We start from the raw sequence: 21,276 nt of genomic DNA on the forward strand, positions 1-21,276 counted from the left end.
CTGCAATATCACATTGTTAATATATCAATTTCAGCAATGTGTTTCCTGTCATATAGTGAATCCAAGGTTATCCCCTACACCCATAAAACAGAATCTGAACGGAGTAATACCATGGCTAACTATTTCAACACCTTGAACCTGCGCCAGCAGTTGGCGCAATTAGGTAAGTGTCGCTTTATGGCACGTGACGAATTCGCCGATGAAGCTGGCTACCTGAAAGGGAAAAAAGTGGTGATCGTGGGCTGTGGCGCACAGGGGCTGAACCAGGGCTTAAACATGCGCGACTCCGGTCTGGACGTGGCTTACGCTCTACGTAAAGAAGCCATTGCCGAAAAACGTGCTTCATGGCGCAAAGCGACTGAAAACGGCTTCAAAGTGGGTAGCTATGAAGAGTTGATCCCACAGGCAGATTTGGTGGTTAACCTGACACCAGACAAACAGCACTCCGCAGTGGTTCAGGCGGTTCAGCCATTGATGAAAGATGGCGCAGCGCTGGGCTACTCCCATGGTTTCAACATCGTTGAAGTGGGTGAACAGGTGCGTAAAGATATCACCGTGGTGATGGTTGCGCCAAAATGTCCTGGCACTGAAGTTCGCGAAGAGTACAAACGCGGTTTTGGGGTGCCGACACTGATCGCCGTTCACCCAGAAAACGACCCGAAAGGCGAAGGCATGGCGATCGCTAAAGCGTGGGCGGCAGCCACTGGCGGCCATCGTGCCGGGGTATTGGAATCCTCTTTCGTTGCTGAAGTTAAATCTGACTTGATGGGCGAGCAAACTATTCTGTGTGGCATGTTGCAGGCCGGTTCACTGCTGTGCTTCGACAAGCTGGTTTCTGAAGGTACTGACGCGGCATATGCTGAAAAATTGGTTCAATTCGGCTGGGAAACCATCACCGAAGCGCTGAAGCAAGGTGGCATCACGCTGATGATGGATCGTTTATCCAACCCAGCAAAATTGCGTGCTTATGCCCTGTCTGAGCAACTGAAAGAGATCATGGCATCACTGTTCCAGAAACATATGGATGACATCATTTCTGGTGAATTCTCTAGCGGCATGATGGCCGACTGGGCTAACGATGATGCTAAATTGCTGGGCTGGCGTGAAGAGACTGGCAGAACGGCATTTGAGAATGCGCCACAGTTTGAAGGCAAAATCTCTGAGCAAGAGTATTTCGACCACGGCGTATTGATGATTGCCATGGTAAAAGCTGGGGTTGAGCTGGCATTCGAAACTATGGTTGATTCCGGTATTATCGAAGAGTCCGCTTATTACGAATCCCTGCATGAACTGCCACTGATTGCGAATACCATTGCCCGTAAGCGCCTGTATGAAATGAACGTGGTTATTTCTGATACCGCAGAATACGGTAATTATCTGTTCGCTAACGCCGCAGTTCCCCTGCTGAAAGGCAAATTTATGGATTCACTGCAAGCGGGCGATTTGGGTAAAAGTGTTGCTGGCACGGCGGTGGATAATGCCCAACTGCGTGATGCAAATGAAGCTATCCGTAATCACCCAATCGAAGCGGTAGGTCATAAACTGCGTGGCTATATGACGGATATGAAACGTATCGCCGTTGCTGGCTAAAATAGCTTAGCCCTTGAGTGTGACAGCGTAATTATTTAGCTCTAGCTGCCACACCAGGGATGATGAGTATTATTTTTAGTAGAAACAAGCCGCTGCCATTGATTAATGGCGGCGGTTTTTTTTGTCTCAAATAGAGTGTATTGCGTGGCGAAAAAATAATTAAATTAATGCTATCACGGCCCGAAAAAAGGCGTGTAAGGTGTTAATCGTGGTTAAGTCCATCGCGAAGAACCTATTATTTTCATTCCTGTAGTCAAAAATAATTATAGCCATAACAAATGACCTCGCTAATTAGCGAGGTTTTTTTGTTTCCGGGTGTGGTGGCTATTGATATTAAAAATATTAATGGAGGTGAAATAAGTTAATTAATCAATCAATGAGCAGATAAATAAATAGTCTCGTGAGTTATAGCATTCAACTCAACTCTAAATAAGGAAATTAATTATGGGTGAAGGACACAGTAATGTAACGGGCCACGGCAGCCGAGGCCCAACTGGCGGTATTAAAGGGGGTCCTGCCGGACGGGGCAGTAGTAATTCAAATCGGGGCAGTGGCTGGGGAACCTCAAATACGCCTTATGGCAAAATTCATCATTATAGCCCGAGCCAATTTGGTCGCAGCAATCGTGGTGGAAATAAGGGCGGTAATAATCATTCAGGGGCTACCAGCAATACACCGGGTCTGGCACAACGGCCAGATATGCAGGCTTATATGGCCGTCGGGGGCGTACCCGCAGTTATCACATTAATTGATGGGAATTGGGGGATCACCTTAAGTCGGCTTTCGGTGGTGGCGGCATTTGTCGAAACTCAGCTCACTCGCATAGGGTCATGGGCGATGCGCACCAGCCCCATCGGAGTGGCAGTCATGGGCATGATGCCCTCATCCATTGCCCCTGATCCCCCGATGGGCCATTACTTTACCACCCCGGTTCTGCCCGCCAACAGAGTCACTGATATGCCGAAAGAGGCGTTACAGACAGTGGCGGATGTTGCGGTTAATGTCCGCATCAGTGATGTGACGGAAGCGGGTGTGCAACAGGCAGTATTAGTCAAAAATCCAGCGGTAATACAACGTGTTCCGGTGGTTAAAGCGGTTCCAACGGCGACACCGAATCTCTATACCGCACCGGTTCCTGGTGTCACGCCGATACACATCAATGTGGTTGATAATGTGGTGCCTGCTCATCAGACACCACCGGCAGTGGCTGGCAAACCCGCCGCGATACCTATTGAGAATGCGCCCGTTAAGAAGGTGGCTACCTCTGCGGGTCGCCATACCCGTGATGCCATCATCGTCTTTCCCGAGGGTACAAATATTGATCCGTTGTATATCTCAATGATTCGAATCATCAGTACTCATGAGATTAGGGAGGAAGCGCGCCGTGCTTATGAAATGGCGCGGAGTGAGCGGGAGGTGGCGGAAAGTGCTCTGGTACAGGGCCAGCCGTTCAACTCGGTTGCAGAAGAGATGGGGCTGAAAAAATCGCTGACGGACAAGCAGGTGACAGAAGTCGCGGCACATATTCTGCTGCTGGAAAAAAACCTGATGTTGCTGAACCAGGAGGTCACTCAGCTGCAGCAACGCCTTACTCACCTTCTAAGTCCTGAAAACAGAAGGACATTCAGGCACATTCCCGAGATACGCAGGTTGAGGGCGGTGGCGAGCACCCAACAAGGCGAGGTGAATACCTTAAATCAGGGTATTGCGGAGTTAAGGGCCAGGCAGGCAGCGTTATTAGTGCTGCAACAACAAGTTAATGCCGATATTGAAAGAGCAGAACAGCAGCGCGTTGAAAGTGCACGGCTGGCAGCAGAAGCAGCAGCAGAACGGCAGCGCGTTGAAAATGCACGGCTAATGAGGGAGCGGGAGAAAGCAGAGGCCAGACAACAGGAAGCCATTCGCCAGGATACGTACTCTTTGCCCGCTTATTCGATGTGGAGTTTTTACCCACCTGGTTTTGCCGTCGCCGGAATGGGGTCTATTGAGCTAGGGCAAGAAGTTATACAGGGATTAGGTACTTCACTGCGAATGGCACTGGTAAGACTCGGAGCCATTACAACCTCATCGGTAGCAGATCCAATGGCTGTGACTGTTGCCGCCGCTTTCAATCCACGAAAGGAGGGGGAAGGCTCAGATAAACCAACAGGCTGGGATCGCCCACCTTTAGCAAGCATTATTCGCCTGGCTAACTACTTGGTAGCTGATCCGATGATTGCTGCTGTTATTGCCGCTGCTTCCGACTCTCTTAAAGAGGGGGAAGGCTCAGATAAACCAGCAGGCTGGGATCGCCCACCTTTAGCAAGCACTATTCGCCTGGCTAACTACTTGGTAGCTGATCCGATGATTGCTGCTGTTATTGCCGCTGCTTCCGACGTCCTTAAAGAGGGCGAAGGCCCAGCTCAACTGCCGGATTTGGCTCGGCCACTTTTAGCGGGCGCCATTCCCCTTCATAGCATGTGGTTATCACATGGGATTTGGTCAGCAAAGCAAGCGGATATTGAACTCCCGATTCGAATGGTAATCACTGACGCTGATGGCCTGATGGAGGTTCATGCGGTAAAAACCGGTGTGGGCGGTGTTTCCGCCAGGGTAAAACTTGTGGGTGCACAATATGATGCAGCTAAGGGCACCTATTTTTTTACCACTGATAATTTACCGTCCCGCACTTTTATGTTTACACCAGTAACACCGCCGGGAACGGATCTCAGTCCGGTGCTACCACAACCGGAGAGTGCGCCCGCACTCCCGCTACATACCGGTGAAACCGTCATCCGGCACGCAGTCATCCATACTGTGTTCCCCCTGCCCGCGCTGGAAGAGCATGATTTCCACGATTACGTCATCTGGTTCCCGGCAGATTCGGGGCTGGAGCCGGTATATGTTTACCTTAAAAGCCCGCGCGATGAGCCGGGTATCGTGACGGGACGAGGGCAATCCGTGACGGGTATTTGGCTGGCAGGGGCGGGAGAGGGGCTAGGCGCACCAATCCCCGCACAGATCGCAGATCAATTACGTGGCAGACGGTTTAGTAGTTTTGATAAATTCAGAGAGGCATTTTGGGTCGCCGTTGGGCATGATCCTGAGCTAGCGGGGCAGTTTTCACCTCTGAACCAGAATAGAATGAAGAATGGTTATGCTCCGTATCCAGTACCAATTGAGCAGGTAGTGGGGAGAGAGAAATTCGAACTTCATCATTTTATTCCAATTAAAGATGGCGGAGCAGTTTACAACGTGGACAACCTACGAATAGTGACACCGAAAAACCACATTAGTATTCACTCAAAAAATGGAGGTAAATAATGGAATTGAAAAATAGCATAACTGAATATACGGAATCTGATTTTTTAGATTTTTTAAATAAAATTCTTGCTGTCGAGGTTTCTGAAAATGAACATGACGAACTTATTCGTCATTTTGTAAAGATTACTGAACATCCACAAGGTAATGGGGTTCTTTTTTATCCCGAGACTGAGGCAGAGGCTAGTCCTGAGGGTATTCTAAACGTTATAAAAAAATGGCGAGCTGAGAATGGCAAACCTGGTTTTAAAGAGTAAGTTAGCTTACTAAACAATAATATAATCCGTCTTTTATGGCGGGTTATATTACTAAGATATACTGTATGTATAAGCACTTATAAGTGAAGTAATTATCAATTGGTTCTATGGCGGTTTTGCATTTTCTATTTTATTAACCGACAAGGTAATTAATGCTATCACGGCCCGAAAAAAGGCGTGTAAGGTGTTAATCGTGGTTAAGTCCATCGCGAAGAACCTACTATTTTCATTCCTGTAGTCAAAAATAATTATAGCCATAACAAATGACCTCGCTAATTAGCGAGGTTTTTTTGTTTCCGGGCGTGGTGGCTATTGATATTAAAAATATTAATGGAGGTGAAATAAGTTAATTAATCAATCAATCAATCAATGAGCAGATAAATAAATAGTCTCGTGAGTTATAGCATTCAACTCAACTCTAAATAAGGAAATTAATTATGGGTGAAGGACACAGTAATGTAACGGGCCACGGTAGCCGAGGCCCAACCGGTGGTATTAAAGGGGGTCCTGCCGGACGGGGCAGTAGTAATTCAAATCGGGGCAGTGGCTGGGGAACCTCAAATACGCCTTATGGCAAAATTCATCATTATAGCCCGAGCCAATTTGGTCGCAGCAATCGTGGTGGAAATAAGGGCGGTAATAATCATTCAGGGGCTACCAGCAATACACCGGGTCTGGCACAACGGCCAGATATGCAGGCTTATATGGCCGTCGGGGGCGTACCCGCAGTTATCACATTAATTGATGGGAATTGGGGGATCACCTTAAGTCGGCTTTCGGTGGTGGCGGCATTTGTCGAAACTCAGCTCACTCGCATAGGGTCATGGGCGATGCGCACCAGCCCCATCGGAGTGGCAGTCATGGGCATGATGCCCTCATCCATTGCCCCTGATCCCCCGATGGGCCATTACTTTACCACCCCGGTTCTGCCCGCCAACAGAGTCACTGATATGCCGAAAGAGGCGTTACAGACAGTGGCGGATGTTGCGGTTAATGTCCGCATCAGTGATGTGACGGAAGCGGGTGTGCAACAGGCAGTATTAGTCAAAAATCCCGCGGTAATACAACGTGTTCCGGTGGTTAAAGCGGTTCCAACGGCGACACCGAATCTCTATACCGCACCGGTTCCTGGTGTCACGCCGATACACATCAATGTGGTTGATAATGTGGTGCCTGCTCATCAGACACCACCGGCAGTGGCTGGCAAACCCGCCGCGATACCTATTGAGAATGCGCCCGTTAAGAAGGTGGCTACCTCTGCGGGTCGCCATACCCGTGATGCCATCATCGTCTTTCCCGAGGGTACAAATATTGATCCGTTGTATATCTCAATGATTCGAATCATCAGTACTCATGAGATTAGGGAGGAAGCGCGCCGTGCTTATGAAATGGCGCGGAGTGAGCGGGAGGTGGCGGAAAGTGCTCTGGCACAGGGCCAGCCGTTCAACTCGGTTGCAGAAGAGATGGGGCTGAAAAAATCGCTGACGGACAAGCAGGTGACAGAAGTCGCGGCACATATTCTGCTGCTGGAAAAAAACCTGATGTTGCTGAACCAGGAGGTCACTCAGGTGCAGCAACGCCTTACTCACCTTCTAAGTCCTGAAAACAGAAGGACATTCAGGCACATTCCCGAGATACGCAGGTTGAGGGCGGTGGCGAGCACCCAACAAGGCGAGGTGAATACCTTAAATCAGGGTATTGCGGAGTTAAGGGCCAGGCAGGCAGCGTTATTAGTGCTGCAACAACAAGTTAATGCCGATATTGAAAGAGCAGAACAGCAGCGCGTTGAAAATGCACGGCTGGCAGCAGAAGCAGCAGCAGAACGGCAGCGCGTTGAAAATGCACGGCTAATGAGGGAGCGGGAGAAAGCAGAGGCCAGACAACAGGAAGCCATTCGCCAGGATACGTACTCTTTGCCCGCTTATTCGATGTGGAGTTTTTACCCACCTGGTTTTGCCGTCGCCGGAATGGGGTCTATTGAGCTAGGGCAAGAAGTTATACAGGGATTAGGTACTTCACTGCGAATGGCACTGGTAAGACTCGGAGCCATTACAACCTCATCGGTAGCAGATCCAATGGCTGTGACTGTTGCCGCCGCTTTCAATCCACGAAAGGAGGGGGAAGGCTCAGATAAACCAACAGGCTGGGATCGCCCACCTTTAGCAAGCATTATTCGCCTGGCTAACTACTTGGTAGCTGATCCGATGATTGCTGCTGTTATTGCCGCTGCTTCCGACTCTCTTAAAGAGGGGGAAGGCTCAGATAAACCAGCAGGCTGGGATCGCCCACCTTTAGCAAGCACTATTCGCCTGGCTAACTACTTGGTAGCTGATCCGATGATTGCTGCTGTTATTGCCGCTGCTTCCGACGCCCTTAAAGAGGGCGAAGGCCCAGCTCAACTGCCGGATTTGGCTCGGCCACTTTTAGCGGGCGCCATTCCCCTTCATAGCATGTGGTTATCACATGGGATTTGGTCAGCAAAGCAAGCGGATATTGAACTCCCGATTCGAATGGTAATCACTGACGCTGATGGCCTGATGGAGGTTCATGCGGTAAAAACCGGTGTGGGCGGTGTTTCCGCCAGGGTAAAACTTGTGGGTGCACAATATGATGCAGCTAAGGGCACCTATTTTTTTACCACTGATAATTTACCGTCCCGCACTTTTATGTTTACACCAGTAACACCGCCGGGAACGGATCTCAGTCCGCTGCTACCACAACCGGAGAGTGCGCCCGCACTCCCGCTACATACCGGTGAAACCGTCATCCGGCACGCAGTCATCCATACTGTGTTCCCCCTGCCCGCGCTGGAAGAGCATGATTTCCACGATTACGTCATCTGGTTCCCGGCAGATTCGGGGCTGGAGCCGGTATATGTTTACCTTAAAAGCCCGCGCGATGAGCCGGGTATCGTGACGGGACGAGGGCAATCCGTGACGGGTATTTGGCTGGCAGGGGCGGGAGAGGGGCTAGGCGCACCAATCCCCGCACAGATCGCAGATCAATTACGTGGCAGACGGTTTAGTAGTTTTGATAAATTCAGAGAGGCATTTTGGGTCGCCGTTGGGCATGATCCTGAGCTAGTGGGGCAGTTTAATATAGTTAACAAAGTTGAAATGATAAATTATCGTGCTCCATATCCGCCAGCAATAGAAAAAGTGGGTGGTAGAAAAAAATATGAGATTCATCATATTAAATTTATAAAAAATGGGGGTGAAGTTTATAATGTTGACAACTTAAGGGTGATGACACCGAAATTACACGTAAGTATTCACTCGAAAAAAAGAGGGAAATAATATGGATCTTAAAAATGAACTAACGGAGTATACTGAGTCTGAATTTATAGAATTGATTAACTCACTCTTTATTGGAAATTTCTCTTCAGAAGAAGAACATGACGCAGTGGTAGATCACATTGTGAAAATTACAGAACATCCGAATGGTACGGATATTATTTATTATCCTGAGCAAGGGGTGGAGGACAGCCCTCAAGGTGTACTTTACACGGTGAAAAAATGGCGAGCCGAGAATGGTAAACCAGGATTTAAAGAGTAAATTAGCGGGCTAAACAATAATATAACCCGTCTTTTATGGCGGATTATATTACTAAAATAGACTATATGTATAAGCACTCATAAGTGAAGTAATTATTAATTGGTTTTATAGCGGTTATGCATTTTTGTTTTATTAACCGACAATGGAATTAATGCTATCACTGCCCGGAAAAAATCTTGTAAGGTGTTAGTTGTGGTTAAGTCCATCGCGAAGAATCTATTATTTTCATTCCTGTAGTCAAAAATAAATATAGCCATAACAAATGAACTTGCTAATTAGTGAGGTTTTTTTATTTCCGTATGCAGTGGCTATATGTTTACCTTAAAAGCCCGCACAGATCGCAGATCAATTACGTGGCAGACGGTTTAGTAGTTTTGATAAATTCAGAGAGGCATTTTGGGTCGCCGTTGGGCATGATCCTGAGCTAGCGGGGCAGTTTATTGAAAGTAATCGTGAGCGAATGAGAGCGAGTAAGTCTCCGAAGACTAGAACAAGTGACTCTGCTAATTTGTGTACATCGTTTGAAATTCACCATATTAATCTTATTAAAGATGGTGGCGAGGTTTATAATATTGATAACTTGCGAGTAGTCACGCCAAAGAAACATATAGATATTCATTCAAAGAAGAGAGGGCAGTAATGGAATTAAAAAACAGCATTTCTGAATATACAGAAACTGAATTCATTGATCTCCTAAATATTATTTTTAGAGAAAACAGTTCTGATGCAGATGATTATTTGGATAAGTTATTAGAGTATTTTGTACGCATTACTGAACATCCAGAAGGAACGGATCTGATATATTATCCACCTTCTGATTCAGAATGTACGCCAGAGAAAATACTTGAAAAAGTCAAAAAATGGCGAGCCGAGAATGGTAAGCCCGGATTTAAAGAGTAAACTAGCTGGCTAAGCAATAATATAACCCGTCTTTTGTGGCGGGTTATATTACTAAGATAGACTGTATGTATAAGCACTTATAAGTGAAGTAATTATTAATTGGTTTTATGGCAGTTATGCATTTTCTGCTTTATTAACTGACAAGGTAATTAATGCTATCACGGCCCGGAAAAAATCTTGTAAGGTGTTAACCGTGGTTAAGTCCATCACGAAGACCCTATTGTTTTCATTCCTGTAGTCAAAAATAATTATAGCCATAACAAATGACCTTGCTAAGCAGTGAGGTTTTTTTTATTTCCGTATGTAGTGGTTATATGTTTACCTTAAAAGCCCGCACAGATTGCGGATCAATTACGTGGCAGATGGTTTAGTCGTTTTGATAAATTCAGAGAGGCATTTTGGGTCGCCGTTGGGCATGATCCTGAGCTAGCGGGGCAGTTTATTCCTAGAAATGTGACTCGAATGAAACATGGAAGATCCCCTAGAACTCGGCTTATTGATACAGTTGGGGGAAGATACTCATTTGAAATGCACCACGTAAAACACGTTAATGATGGTGGGGAGGTTTACAATATTGACAATTTACATGTAATAACACCCAAAAGACATATAGATATTCACTCAAAGAGAGGATAATAAGATGAAATTAAAGGATAACATAGATGAATATACAGAGTCTGAATTCATTGAGTTGACCTCAAGGATTATTAGAGATGAAGGAACCGAAGATGAATTGGATTCTCTTCTAGAGAGTTTTATGCGAGTTAGCGAACACCCTTCGGGTTCTGATTTAATTTTTTATCCAGAAGATGGTGCAGATGATAGCCCTGAAGGAATACTTGAAACTATAAAAAAATGGCGAGCCGAGAATGGCAAGCCTAGTTTTAAAGAGTAAACTAGCTTGCTAAGCAATAATATAACCCGTCTTTTATGGCGGGTTATATTACTAAGATCGACTATATGTATAAGCACTTATAAGTGAAGTAATTATTAATTTGTTTTATGGCAGTTATGCACTTTCTATTTTATTAACCGACAAGGTAATTAATGCTATCACGGCCCGAGAAAATACGTGTAAGGTGTTAGTTGTGGTTAAGTCCATCGCGAAGAGTCTATTATTTTCACTCCTGTAGTCAAAAATAATTTAGCTATAACAAATGACCTCGCTAAGCAGTGAGGTTTTTTTGTTTCCGTATGTAGTGGTTATATGTTTACCTTAAAAGCCCGCACAGATTGCGGATCAATTACGTGGCAGGTGGTTCAGTAATTTTGATAAATTCAGAGAGGCATTTTGGGTCGCCGTTGGGCATGATCCTGAGCTAGCGGGGCAGTTTATCAATATCAACAGGTTAGTTATGCGTAATAAGCTTTCTCCATTTTCCCCTAAAAAAGAGCATATAGGTGGAAGAACAAAATATGAGCTTCATCACATTAAGCCAATCAGCCAGGATGGTGCGGTTTATGGTATAGACAATCTTCGGGTGTTAACACCGAAACGGCATATTGAAATCCACTCAAAGAAAAAGGTGTAATTATGAGCGTAAGAAAACTCACAGAATATACAGAAAACGAATTTCTTGAATTGATTAAGACTCTTTTTGATGGGGGTTTTAGGTCAGAGGAGGCGCGGGATGTGGTAGTCAATGCAATTGTTGACGCAGCTGAACACCCTGATGGGACAGATATCTTGTTTTATCCTTCAAACGATAGTGAAGATAGCCCTGAGGGTGTTCTAAACGTTATCAAAAAATGGCGAGCCGAGAATAGTAAACCCGGATTTAAAGAGTAAATTAGCGGGCTAAACAATAATATAACCCGTCTTTTATGGCGGGTTATATTACTAAGATAGACTGTATGTATAAGCACTCATAAGTGAAGTAATTATCAATTGGTTTTATAGCGGTTATGCATTTTTGTTTTATTAACCGACAAGGTAATTAATGCTATCACGGCCCGAGAAAATACGTGTAAGGTGTTAGTTGTGGTTAAGCTCATCACAAAGACCCTATTATTTTCACTCCTGTAGCCAAAAACAATTATAGCCATAACAAATGACCTTGCTAAGCAGTGAGGTTTTTTTATTTCCGTATGCAGTGGTTATATGTTTACCTTAAAAGCCCGCACAGATAGCGGATCAATTACGTGGCAGACGGTTTAGTCGTTTTGATAAATTCAGAGAGGCATTTTGGGTCGCCGTTGGGCATGATCCTGAGTTATCGGGGCAGTTTAAGCTCAATAATCAAAATCTAATGAAAAATGGGTATGCTCCATTTGTTAATAAATCGGATAAAGTGAGCAAACGTGTGAAAATTGAGCTTCACCATAAAAAACCAATTTCTCAAGGTGGTGATGTTTATGATATTGATAACATTAATGCAGTGACACCCAAACGCCATATTGGTATTCATTCAGAAAAGGGAGGTGTATAAATGGAAAATAAAAAATTCTCTGATTACACAGAGCAGGAGTTTTTAGATTTTATAAAAGACATCTGTTATGTAAATAAAACTATATATCCAACAGAAAAATCGCATGAAATTGCGGTAGAGGAATTTGAAAGATTAACAGAGCATCCAGATGGTTCGGATTTGATTTATTATCCTAGTGATGAGCGAGAAGATAGCCCTGAGGGTATTCTAAACGCCATTAAAAAATGGCGAACCGAGAATGGTAAACCAGGATTTAAAGAGTAAATTAGCGGGCTAAACAATAATATAACCCGTCTTTTATGGCGGGTTATATTACTAAGATCGACTATATGTATAAGCACTTATAAGTGAAGTAATTATTAATTTGTTTTATGGCAGTTATGCACTTTCTATTTTATTAACCGACAAGGTAATTAATGCTATCACGGCCCGAGAAAATACGTGTAAGGTGTTAGTTGTGGTTAAGTCCATCGCGAAGAATCTATTATTTTCATTCCTGTAGTCAAAAATAATTATAGCCATAACAAATGACCTTGCTAAGCAGTGAGGTTTTTTTTATTTCCGTATGTAGTGGTTATATGTTTACCTTAAAAGCCCGCACAGATTGCGGATCAACTACGTGGCAGACGGCTTAGTTGTTTTGATAAATTCAGAAAGGCATTTTGGGTCGCCGTTGGGCATGATCCTGAGCTAGCGGGGCAGTTTATCAATATCAACAGGTTAGTTATGCGTAATAAGTTTTCTCCATTTTCCCCTAAAAAAGAGCATGTAGGCGGAAGAAAAAAATATGAACTTCATCACATCAAACCAATTAGTCAGGGGGGAAGGTTTATGGTATAGACAATCTTCGGGTGTTAACACCGAAACGGCATATTGAAACCCACTCAAAAAAGGAGGTGTAATTATGAGCGTAAAAAAATTCACAGAATATACAGAAAGCGAATTTTTTGAATTGATTAAGACTCTTTTTGATGGGAGTTTTAGGTCAGAGAAAGAGTTAGATTCGCTAGTCTTTGAAATTGTTGATGCAGCTGAACACCCTGATGGGACAGATATTTTGTTTTATCCTTCAAACGATAGTGAAGATAGCCCTGAGGGTGTTCTAAACGTTATCAAAAAATGGCGAGCCGAGAATGGCAGACCCGGATTTAAAGAGTAAATTAGCTTGCTAAACAATAATATAATCCGTCTTTTATAGCGGGTTATATTACTAAGATATACTGTATGTATAAGCACTTATAAATGAAGTAATTATCAATTGGTTCTATGGCGGTTATGCACTTTCTGTTTTATTAACCGACAAGGTAATTAATGCTATCACGGCCCGAAAAAACGCGTATAAGGTGTTAGTTGTGGTTAAGTCCATCGCGAAGAATCTATTATTTTCACTCCTTTAGTCAAAAATAATTGAGCTATAACAAATGACCTCGCTAATTAGCGAGGTTTTTTTGTTTGTATTGTTACTGCTTATATTAAAACTGAATCAAAATTATTTATATATAACAAGGAGAGTTGTTATGAGTAATATACCTGCTATTCTCACTCGTTGGGGTGTGTGGGCCAGAGATAATAATCGTCTGGATTACCCACATATTGCCAGCGGATTTAAGGAAGTAGTCTCAGCAGAAAAACAGCTTGAATCCTGTAGTGATAATGATGGTTTGGCAATTGATGTTGCCGTTGGGTATTTAAAGCGCTCAGCCAGAGAAAAAGAGCTGGAGCTTATTATTCGCTATTACGTTTATGGGCAATCTAAAGCTTCAATTGCCCGATTGAAAAAATGTAATGAGCGGGAAATTCGGCGTCAATTGCAAATCGCTGAGAGTTTTATTGACGGGTGTCTGGCGCAATCAAATATTGCGCTGGAAATGTATTAACATTAATTTCGATGGTGCAGAGATATCTGGAGGTATGAAGCAGTCATGTATCAGGCCATGCTAGCCGAGGCCCAATGGCGGTGTTAAAGAGACAATTAGATTCGAGGCTAAGGTCAATCCTGATGGTATTTTCAATATTATTAAAAGTGAGATCTGAGAAAGTGAAATGTGTGTTTAAAGAGTAGGTTAACTCGCTAAGCCATCATGCCAACCGTCTTTTATGGCGGTTATATTATTTAAATTAACCCATCGGGTAAAATATCAAGGTTGAATTAAAGTTCTGGAGTGAATGGCCAGAGAGAGTGCAAATATTGACTATCCATATATCACTAATGAAATAACAGGGGTGCTATGCCTTATAAAATAGTCGGTGGGATTATAACCGTATTAGTAGCCTTTTCTCTGATGCAGTTTGTTCATTGGCATAACCTTTCCAAACAGGTAGAGAAAAGAGAAAAAGAGTTAGCGGCAGAGCGGGCAATGAACGTTGCATTGGGTCATATTATCGATGCTTATCAGGAAAATAATAGTGCCAATCGCGTAGCCATTACCCGTCAATTAGAGAGTGAGAGGGTGATTCGCAATGAAAATGAGGAGAAAGTCAGGCAGTTTCAGGCTGAAGCAATGGGTGATCCTTGCGCTGTTCAACACATGCCTGACTCTATTATTAACCTCTTGCAAGAGTAATTCACTGACACCAAAAGTTGCCGAGGTTATTCGATTATCTCCACCAGAGTCAGCATTAATAACCTGTGAAATACCAGCATTTACTGGTGTTAGTTGGGGGGATGGCGGAATTTACGCCTTGGTATTAAAACGAGAACTACAGATCTGTAAAGGGCGATTGGATGAGGTGATTGACTTTATGGACGAAAAAAAGAGCATAAATTAATGGGGTTAACTTAAGTTATGATCTCTAAGGATTGGCTCACCAATATATGGCGAGCCGAAAATGGTAGGATCAATTATTAAGTAATAATCGTCCGATATTCTGAACCCCCTCCCGACTCTTTTTCTCTATTTTAGATTGCTGCTTAGGGCCTGACTATTACCCAAATCATCGATTAAGACAAAATTGAGAGTTGCGCTGCCAGCCGTTGGCGAGTGATTGAGTGGAAAGTCGAGTGTTGAGAAGGGGGCCACCATATCTGGTAAGGCTTCCGCCGAGCCTAATTTCAGTGAGGCCAATGACGCAAAATAGGGGGTCGGGTTATTCACTTTAATCAGGGATGTATCGCCACTACGCGCTAAAGTAAAAGTTAATGCTTTAGCTAGAGTGTCCCCCGGCGCGGGTATGCCCTTAGGGCGATTAAATACTTTGTACTGCATACGCAGGGCTAGCGTGACGAAAGATTCATCCTCAACTTTGGTGGTTGATTTAGGCGGAATTTCGTAAACGTTGAGCCAAAATGCGGATTCTCTATCCATCGGTAATTTACTGGCACCTGATAGAATTAATCGCAAACTGCGTTGTGCCTGCGGTTGTAGCCGAAATAGCGGCGGCAACACTAATACCGGCGAAATTGCTTTCTCCGGTGTCGCCATCAAATTGCCATCATCCACCCAAACCTGCACTGCCACCGGATAGCTGTTGCTGTTCACCAGTTGCAGTGACTCTTCCGTGCTCCCTTCGCTGAAGATAACCCGTGTTCTTTCTGCAATCACACTCGCCATCGTGGGTGCACTGCTGACCAATATCAGCAACAGTAGCAAGCTGCTGATCCCGCTATTTATGCTTTTGAAAAGCACATTATTGGACACGAATAACCACTTGCGCATGTGCATTTACTGCTCCCGCCGTCACAGTTTGCCCGCTGATTTTGCTTAATTCAGCCCGAAAGTTCTCAGTGTAGCTATTCCCCCCAGTCACACTACCCGTCTGTTGTTGTGCGCCCTGGAAGATGCCATACCAGCCACCACTATTACCTGTTTGGGTGACATCTTTTGATAGTAGATTCATTGGGTTATTGTTACGGTAGATGCGGATACCAACCCCATTTGCCATACCGGCTGCACCATAATTATCCGACACTAAGTGGCTGACGCCCCCGCTGGCGTTAATTAATCCCAATGTTTGCGCTTTTGCGACATTGGCGGCGGGCACTAAAAAGCCCATTGCCACTGTACCTGCCGTCACGCCTGAGGTCACGCCAGTCTGACACTGAAAATCGACATTAAAATCAGCGGCGCTGGTATGCCCGGTATTAAGTTCTGCCACCGAGATCCGGGGTAATACCACGGTCGGGGTAAAATGGGTGACCGCGCAGATCGTGGTTCGGCGGAAAGTGACATAGTTGAACAACCCAATGGAGGCCGGCCAGGTGCCATACCAACCGGGCCAGTTTGTTAGTGAGTCGGTTCCTTCAACCGGGCCAGTGATGCCCGGCCCTTTAAAGGCGATATAGGCATTCGGTTGGGTGTAAGCATAGGTATAAGAGGCTGCATTATTAGTACTGGTGCGGACATAATCAACGCGAAACAGTTCGGTATATAGATTACTGAAATTTTTGGCTTTGACTAAAATGCGGCCAGTGCTGTCAGTATCAAGGTCGGTTAAGCGGCGACCTTTCCATAGGCGAGAGTAATACTCGCCAGTGGAGAGATTGGTAAGCCTGATAACAACATTGCGGACATAGGTGGCAAAACCGGAGGGAACATTGCCTGCGATTAAGCCATCTTCATTCTTGCCAGCAAAATCATTATCCCCGTTAGTAGCATACATCTCGAACAGTTGATCAACATCTGCCGCCGCACAGCGGAAGAGCACCCGCTCGGGGTCATAGCCAGTATTCAGGGCAAAAGTGGTAAAGTTAGAGGTTGCTGCCGCCAATAAGGTGCCATCCGGCTGAAAGTTAGCATTGGTGCTGAGGTCAATAATACCCGGTAAGCCGAGCGACCCATTGTTGGTATCCGTTGAGCCAGCCCAGGAACTGGCTGTACCATCACCCGCAGTTAGCTGGTTTTGTGCCGTAATTTTGGTACAGGCTGACCACGCAGAGGTACTGCATAATCCTATTAGCAGTAATACCCCGGACAGCAGGCGCGGGCGACGATAACAGGCAGCGGTTGATGGCCGCGAAACTTCGTAAGATATTAATGGCGCTGTTGGTCTTAACATTATTTTTCTCACATCGTTAACGGCGGCAACTGCCTGTTAAATGAATAATATCTTGCTCAGTCTCTTTAGAGTCAAATGCATAAGGCAATTCGCACTGGTCGCTGCTGTTTTCACCCCAGCGAACAAAGAGTGAACCCTTTTTGTCTTGCACCCGTGCATAGATCTGATTGCCCTGACCTACCATACCGACCAGTTCATCTTTGCTGTTATAGACATCGGCACCTAGCGGTAACCCGTCATCCCCGGCAGTTTGAGTCTGAATCAGCACCGCATAACCGGTCAGTGTTTCAAATTTCACTTTTACTGCGGCCCCAGCATAAGGAACAACGCGGCCCTGATTCTCTTTCAGTTCAGTGTTGCGGTTAATGCCTTTGGTATCTAAACCGATCGTATTGTAATTATAAGGTGTTAACGAAGGCACCAGGGCAAAACCGTTACTATCAACTCTCGACCCTTGCGCATTACGCACGGCGGCCCCTTGAGCACCCTCTGCCTCAATTAAGCCAAATGTCTCACCCAAATAAGGCCCCAGTGTCAGACCCTGGCTATGAATTACTGCGGCACCGCGAGCACCTGCACCATATTGGGTGTAGTTATTACCGCGAGAATAGTTCCCATTAACCGTCGCATTAGGGAACTGCTGCTGCACATTCACCCCCCAAGTATTTGAGCTGCCGCCGAAATTGCTATCGTCATAACCGGCATTGACGGAATAGTTAAAGGCATTTCGTTCACCCGCCGTACCTGAAAGTGCTGTCTGATAACTATTGCCGCTTTTTGGATTACGGCTGGCAGACATTGATAAATATTGATTTTTACTGCCAATATTTAGCGGAATAGAGACAGTTAAGGTCGCGATATTCTCGGTATTGCCATAGCGTGTTGCCGTGGTGGTTGGATTGGTGTCGTCGGTATCCCAGTTATACAGTGTCGAGGTATAAACACTGCGCTGGCGGCTAATTGCCACGTTATAACTAATATCACGATAGTTATTGGAATAGCCTAACTGTAACTGTGTATCTCGCTGCGTATCGTTATAATAATCATTGGTTGAGGCAGAGGCATACAACTGACCAAAATTACCTAAACTCTGATTGACCGTAGTGGTAAATTGGCTGCGCTGTTGATAGGTGGATGAGTCCCAAGTCCCGCCATTTTTTTGCACTGAACGCACGCCGAAAACATCATTTAAATCGCGATATCCTTTGGTGGAGTAGCGATATCCCGCTAATGAGAATGAGGTCCCGGTTTCACTAAAGGTCTGGCTATAGGTGGCCTGCATCCGCCAGCCATCCTGTGTTTGGTCATCTTCAACTTTGGCGTGGGAATAGGTGGTATTCAGGCCAAAAGCGCCTACCGAGGTGCCAATAACCCCGCCAACGAGCAGTGCCGTATAATCTTGCGCTAAGCGCACACCGGTATTCGCTGTTAATTGATTGGTCAGCCCGCGCTCATAGGTAAAGTCGGTGAAATAATTATCGATATCAGTGAAATCGCGTGACTCCCCGATAACGGCATTATAACGGCTCACCCCAGGACGCATTGAATCTGGCACCGCGCTAAATGGCACGGTAAATGTTGAGCGGCTACCATTTGCCTCTATTACCTCAACATTAAGATCGCCCTGGCTGGTGGTGCTGTATAAATCGTTAATAACAAAAGGGCCGGGTGCAACGTTGGTTTCATATATTTCCCGCCCATTCTGGCGAATAACCACGCGGGCATTGGTACTGGCAACACCACGGACTTCTGGCGCAAAGCCACGCATCGACTCTGGCCACATACGTTGGTCAGTCGCCATTTTCGCGCCACGAAATGACATGGTGCCGAATAATGTACTGTCGGTGAAGGTTTCGCCCAGCGTTAATTGACTATCCAATTGTGGAATAGGGCGCTGCAAATAAGTGCGGATATTATTCCATTGTGTGTCGCTGCTATTCGTGTTGCTGGAATAGCGCACGTTTGATTGCTGGCGCAGTTGCCACAATCCTAAGTTCAAGCCACCCTTGATGCCAATAAACCCGTAATCAGAGGTATTATTCTGCTGACCTTGTGTTTCGCTACGATAAAAGTTGGTGCTGTAGTTAACGAAGGCGAGTTTTTCACCCTCTTGCCACTCTGTCCGCTCAATATAACCGCGCGGCTGCTTTTTCAATAAAGCTTGTGGAATAGAGAGTTCTAAGCGCAATTTGGCCTGATCAAAATGGAAAGAAGCTCCTTTGACCCGCTCAGCGAGTGGCACACATTGGCCTGCTGAGGTGTCTTCTGGGGTATCTGCTGTAGTATCCGCCGCTAATGAATCTGTGGCTACAGTATTAGCTTCTTTGGGTGTTGCACTATCTTTACCGACTAATTCAATACCTGCGGCCGTCAAGAACTCATCACTTAGGCAGGGGTAAACCTCTGAAGAGTCAGCACTCTTAATAAATTTAATGGTGGTGCGTTTGTACTGCTTATTATTGATCAAGACATCTACAGCATCGTAAGTTCCCGCTGTAACAGAATTCTCTTTATTCAGTTGATTCAACCCTGAGGCAAAATTTGTACCTAAAAAGAGAGATTCATCAAATTCAAGCTCTTGTGACGCCTCTTGCGCTAAAACAGTATCAACATGTAGGATTAAACTGATACATAACGTTAATGCTTTCTTACGGCCGGAAAATTTCTTTTTTAGAATGACGCGTGCGAAACCCATAAATATTCCTTTGCCGGAATGTGACAATTAAATCCGATAAGTACCGGCATCTTGTCCACCGAAATCATTCACTAGTCGAAAATTAATAACTGGATTAGCTGGCGCTGATGAATTTGGAATAACCCATTCAACCTGAGACATGGGTGGGATCATCTCTGATTTCATTTTAAGGTTTTTACCGCTCCCAACCACTTCACCGCTGGCAATAGTGGCAAAGAAACCGGTTGGATTTTTTCCGGTGACAACCACATTACTGCCTTGTTGACGGACACTGAATGTCAGCGCACTGGGAACTTGATCAACTTTACCAACAATAGCTTCCGGCCGATAAAATACTTTAATACGGTTACGTAGCAGGACTAACATTTTATTGTTTTTCTCTGCTTTATTGACGGGCGGCACCTGCAAAAAATTAAGATAAAATACAGATTCTTTATTTGTTGGTAGACCACTGCCGGTATATTTCAGTCGTAATGTCTGGCCTACATTGGCTTCAATTCGAAAGAAGGGAGGGGTGACGAGAAACGGCGCTTTGCCCGTTTCAGGAGTTGATGTAGCGTCACCACTGTCTAACCAAACCTGAACAGCATTAGGAAAATTGTCATTATTGGTTAATTGTACGCTGTGCTCCTTTTCACCCGCCGAATATATAATACGGCTGCCGCCCATGACGACACTGGCGTTGGCAAAAGAGATACCCATAAACATTAATAAAGTGGCGAACAGATAACGATAGCTAGGTGTATTAAACATGATGGGTATATCCTCTGTAGGCATTTATCGGGTGGGTCACCCACCCGATAGTACAGATATTACAGGTAAGAAACCGCATATTGTACAGATGCAATCACAGAACCCGGTGCTGCTTGCCCAGTAGCAAGGTACTGAACCGCAAAATCATGCTCTGCTGATGTCTGGTTTGCTTTCAATACAATACCTTCTTGCGGCAAACCACTATTCAAATCAATACCTGTTGTTGTTGTTGTGTCTTTCAATAATTGAAGCTCAACATTTGCCGCTGTGCCGGTATTTTTTAAGTTACCAGAAGTGGTCACTTGATTACCAACGAAAACAGTTTTGATATCAACATCAGAAGAATCTGGTGCACAACCAGACACACCCAGAGTAAAGGTTGTTTTACCTGCGGTTTTACCTGTGGTATCTAGGTCAGCACTTGATACTGTCGGCAATAAAACCATTGGGTTAGCTTCAAGACCATTTACAGTAACTGAACAAGTTTGTGCAGTGACTTCGCCTTGGAAAGTAATTGTATTATTGCTTGCTGCCATTGAAGCAGTTGTAGATGCTGCGAATAATGCCATAGCCAAAGTAATCTTATTCATTTGAAACTCCAATACGATAATTTAAGGTAAGTCAGATTCTCATGAGTATCTAATTGCGAATGAGAACTTAACTTAATAAAGATGAAGTGGTGAATGACTATATGGCGAATGTTATTCGATTATATTCGTCAGCTTTCCACAAGGGTTTTTCATTTAAAGTGACTCAGAGGTTTTATATTTCCGCTGCATCCCTTACTTGATGACGACAATAA

Annotated in this window: 21 protein-coding genes and 2 pseudogenes; 18 read left to right on the plus strand and 5 right to left on the minus strand. The window is 44.9% G+C overall.

The features are described from left to right. Positions 1 to 111 precede the first annotated feature (111 nt). The 18 genes and pseudogenes from ilvC to lysC all read left to right on the plus strand — a co-directional run bounded on the left by ilvC (position 112) and on the right by lysC (position 14,800). Positions 112 to 1,590: a ketol-acid reductoisomerase gene (gene ilvC, locus HRK25_RS07070; RefSeq protein ID WP_032899021.1), complete on the plus strand. Its 1,479-nt coding sequence runs from the start codon at positions 112 to 114 to the stop codon at positions 1,588 to 1,590. Positions 1,591 to 2,034: 444 nt separating this feature from the next. Next, entirely contained in the window at positions 2,035 to 4,893 is a 2,859-nt protein-coding gene (locus HRK25_RS07075) for an S-type pyocin domain-containing protein (protein ID WP_173361764.1), read from the plus strand. Next, on the plus strand, positions 4,893 to 5,147 hold the full coding sequence (locus tag HRK25_RS07080) for a bacteriocin immunity protein (protein ID WP_005280239.1): 255 nt from the start codon (positions 4,893 to 4,895) through the stop codon (positions 5,145 to 5,147). The genes HRK25_RS07075 and HRK25_RS07080 overlap by 1 nt, the downstream gene beginning before the upstream one ends. Before the next feature lie 437 nt (positions 5,148 to 5,584). Next, the gene (locus HRK25_RS07085; RefSeq protein WP_173361765.1) at positions 5,585 to 8,443 is read left to right on the plus strand and encodes an S-type pyocin domain-containing protein; all 2,859 of its coding nucleotides are present in this window, start codon (positions 5,585 to 5,587) and stop codon (positions 8,441 to 8,443) included. 1 nt (position 8,444) lies between these two features. Beyond that, complete coding sequence (locus HRK25_RS07090) at positions 8,445 to 8,702, plus strand: bacteriocin immunity protein (RefSeq protein ID WP_049603033.1); 258 nt, start codon at positions 8,445 to 8,447, stop codon at positions 8,700 to 8,702. Between the two features lie 328 nt (positions 8,703 to 9,030). Beyond that, positions 9,031 to 9,342, plus strand: a pseudogene (locus HRK25_RS20340) (HNH endonuclease signature motif containing protein); the annotation flags it as partial. Continuing rightward, positions 9,342 to 9,602 (plus strand): bacteriocin immunity protein, encoded by a 261-nt coding sequence (locus HRK25_RS07095; protein WP_005280221.1) that lies wholly within the window; start codon positions 9,342 to 9,344, stop codon positions 9,600 to 9,602. The pseudogene HRK25_RS20340 and the gene HRK25_RS07095, both read left to right, overlap by 1 nt. 339 nt (positions 9,603 to 9,941) lie before the next feature. Beyond that, positions 9,942 to 10,238: an HNH endonuclease signature motif containing protein gene (locus tag HRK25_RS20345; protein ID WP_072083954.1), complete on the plus strand. Its 297-nt coding sequence runs from the start codon at positions 9,942 to 9,944 to the stop codon at positions 10,236 to 10,238. Positions 10,239 to 10,242: 4 nt separating this feature from the next. After that, a complete protein-coding gene (locus HRK25_RS07100) occupies positions 10,243 to 10,497 on the plus strand; it encodes a bacteriocin immunity protein (RefSeq protein WP_032899312.1) in 255 nt (84 codons plus the stop codon). A 337-nt stretch (positions 10,498 to 10,834) separates the two neighbouring features. Then, on the plus strand, positions 10,835 to 11,134 hold the full coding sequence (locus HRK25_RS20350; protein ID WP_204365402.1) for an HNH endonuclease family protein: 300 nt from the start codon (positions 10,835 to 10,837) through the stop codon (positions 11,132 to 11,134). Between the two features lie 2 nt (positions 11,135 to 11,136). Beyond that, positions 11,137 to 11,391, plus strand: coding sequence for a bacteriocin immunity protein (locus HRK25_RS07110; protein WP_032899274.1), 255 nt, complete (start codon positions 11,137 to 11,139; stop codon positions 11,389 to 11,391). Positions 11,392 to 11,728: 337 nt separating this feature from the next. Beyond that, a complete protein-coding gene (locus HRK25_RS20355; protein ID WP_099460647.1) occupies positions 11,729 to 12,031 on the plus strand; it encodes an HNH endonuclease signature motif containing protein in 303 nt (100 codons plus the stop codon). Continuing rightward, entirely contained in the window at positions 12,032 to 12,295 is a 264-nt protein-coding gene (locus HRK25_RS07120; RefSeq protein WP_099460648.1) for a bacteriocin immunity protein, read from the plus strand. A 339-nt stretch (positions 12,296 to 12,634) separates the two neighbouring features. Further along, a pseudogene (locus HRK25_RS20360) lies at positions 12,635 to 12,933 on the plus strand (HNH endonuclease signature motif containing protein). Between the two features lie 2 nt (positions 12,934 to 12,935). Continuing rightward, entirely contained in the window at positions 12,936 to 13,190 is a 255-nt protein-coding gene (locus tag HRK25_RS07125) for a bacteriocin immunity protein (protein ID WP_032899289.1), read from the plus strand. A gap of 358 nt (positions 13,191 to 13,548) precedes the next feature. Continuing rightward, a complete protein-coding gene (locus HRK25_RS07130; protein ID WP_032898187.1) occupies positions 13,549 to 13,908 on the plus strand; it encodes an antiterminator Q family protein in 360 nt (119 codons plus the stop codon). 351 nt (positions 13,909 to 14,259) lie between these two features. After that, positions 14,260 to 14,595: a DUF2570 domain-containing protein gene (locus HRK25_RS07135; protein ID WP_032898186.1), complete on the plus strand. Its 336-nt coding sequence runs from the start codon at positions 14,260 to 14,262 to the stop codon at positions 14,593 to 14,595. Beyond that, entirely contained in the window at positions 14,498 to 14,800 is a 303-nt protein-coding gene (lysC, locus tag HRK25_RS20425; RefSeq protein WP_420864422.1) for an Rz1-like lysis system protein LysC, read from the plus strand. The genes HRK25_RS07135 and lysC overlap by 98 nt, the downstream gene beginning before the upstream one ends. A 125-nt stretch (positions 14,801 to 14,925) precedes the next feature. On the opposite strand, the gene HRK25_RS07140 is transcribed toward lysC, so the two are convergent. From HRK25_RS07140 to HRK25_RS07160, 5 genes are read right to left on the minus strand one after another with little or no spacing between them, the layout of a single operon-like run. Beyond that, positions 14,926 to 15,693 carry a fimbrial biogenesis chaperone gene (locus HRK25_RS07140; protein WP_032898185.1) on the minus strand — a complete coding sequence of 256 codons (768 nt, stop codon included), beginning with the start codon at positions 15,691 to 15,693 and terminating at the stop codon, positions 14,926 to 14,928. Beyond that, entirely contained in the window at positions 15,659 to 17,026 is a 1,368-nt protein-coding gene (stbD, locus tag HRK25_RS07145) for a fimbrial usher protein StbD (protein WP_005275727.1), read from the minus strand. Before stbD ends, HRK25_RS07140 begins: the two co-directional genes overlap by 35 nt. A gap of 16 nt (positions 17,027 to 17,042) precedes the next feature. Then, the gene (locus HRK25_RS07150) at positions 17,043 to 19,721 is read right to left on the minus strand and encodes a fimbria/pilus outer membrane usher protein (RefSeq protein WP_005275725.1); all 2,679 of its coding nucleotides are present in this window, start codon (positions 19,719 to 19,721) and stop codon (positions 17,043 to 17,045) included. 27 nt (positions 19,722 to 19,748) lie between these two features. Then, entirely contained in the window at positions 19,749 to 20,474 is a 726-nt protein-coding gene (locus tag HRK25_RS07155) for a fimbrial biogenesis chaperone (RefSeq protein WP_005275722.1), read from the minus strand. A 59-nt stretch (positions 20,475 to 20,533) separates the two neighbouring features. Then, positions 20,534 to 21,064: a fimbrial protein gene (locus tag HRK25_RS07160; protein ID WP_032898183.1), complete on the minus strand. Its 531-nt coding sequence runs from the start codon at positions 21,062 to 21,064 to the stop codon at positions 20,534 to 20,536. Positions 21,065 to 21,276 lie beyond the last annotated feature (212 nt).

Origin of the sequence: Yersinia bercovieri ATCC 43970, from assembly GCF_013282745.1 — a bacterium.
GTDB lineage: Bacteria > Pseudomonadota > Gammaproteobacteria > Enterobacterales > Enterobacteriaceae > Yersinia > Yersinia bercovieri.

Bases quoted from the DNA above. Each gene is read 5' to 3' on its own strand.
- ilvC (WP_032899021.1), top strand. From the start codon at position 112: ATGGCTAACTATTTCAACACCTTGAACCTGCGCCAGCAGTTGGCGCAA.
- HRK25_RS07075 (WP_173361764.1), top strand. From the start codon at position 2,035: ATGGGTGAAGGACACAGTAATGTAACGGGCCACGGCAGCCGAGGCCCA.
- HRK25_RS07080 (WP_005280239.1), top strand. From the start codon at position 4,893: ATGGAATTGAAAAATAGCATAACTGAATATACGGAATCTGATTTTTTA.
- HRK25_RS07085 (WP_173361765.1), top strand. From the start codon at position 5,585: ATGGGTGAAGGACACAGTAATGTAACGGGCCACGGTAGCCGAGGCCCA.
- HRK25_RS07090 (WP_049603033.1), top strand. From the start codon at position 8,445: ATGGATCTTAAAAATGAACTAACGGAGTATACTGAGTCTGAATTTATA.
- HRK25_RS07095 (WP_005280221.1), top strand. From the start codon at position 9,342: ATGGAATTAAAAAACAGCATTTCTGAATATACAGAAACTGAATTCATT.
- HRK25_RS07100 (WP_032899312.1), top strand. From the start codon at position 10,243: ATGAAATTAAAGGATAACATAGATGAATATACAGAGTCTGAATTCATT.
- HRK25_RS07110 (WP_032899274.1), top strand. From the start codon at position 11,137: ATGAGCGTAAGAAAACTCACAGAATATACAGAAAACGAATTTCTTGAA.
- HRK25_RS07120 (WP_099460648.1), top strand. From the start codon at position 12,032: ATGGAAAATAAAAAATTCTCTGATTACACAGAGCAGGAGTTTTTAGAT.
- HRK25_RS07125 (WP_032899289.1), top strand. From the start codon at position 12,936: ATGAGCGTAAAAAAATTCACAGAATATACAGAAAGCGAATTTTTTGAA.
- HRK25_RS07130 (WP_032898187.1), top strand. From the start codon at position 13,549: ATGAGTAATATACCTGCTATTCTCACTCGTTGGGGTGTGTGGGCCAGA.
- HRK25_RS07135 (WP_032898186.1), top strand. From the start codon at position 14,260: ATGCCTTATAAAATAGTCGGTGGGATTATAACCGTATTAGTAGCCTTT.
- lysC (WP_420864422.1), top strand. From the start codon at position 14,498: ATGAGGAGAAAGTCAGGCAGTTTCAGGCTGAAGCAATGGGTGATCCTT.
- HRK25_RS07140 (WP_032898185.1), bottom strand. From the start codon at position 15,693: ATGCACATGCGCAAGTGGTTATTCGTGTCCAATAATGTGCTTTTCAAA.
- stbD (WP_005275727.1), bottom strand. From the start codon at position 17,026: ATGTTAAGACCAACAGCGCCATTAATATCTTACGAAGTTTCGCGGCCA.
- HRK25_RS07150 (WP_005275725.1), bottom strand. From the start codon at position 19,721: ATGGGTTTCGCACGCGTCATTCTAAAAAAGAAATTTTCCGGCCGTAAG.
- HRK25_RS07155 (WP_005275722.1), bottom strand. From the start codon at position 20,474: ATGTTTAATACACCTAGCTATCGTTATCTGTTCGCCACTTTATTAATG.
- HRK25_RS07160 (WP_032898183.1), bottom strand. From the start codon at position 21,064: ATGAATAAGATTACTTTGGCTATGGCATTATTCGCAGCATCTACAACT.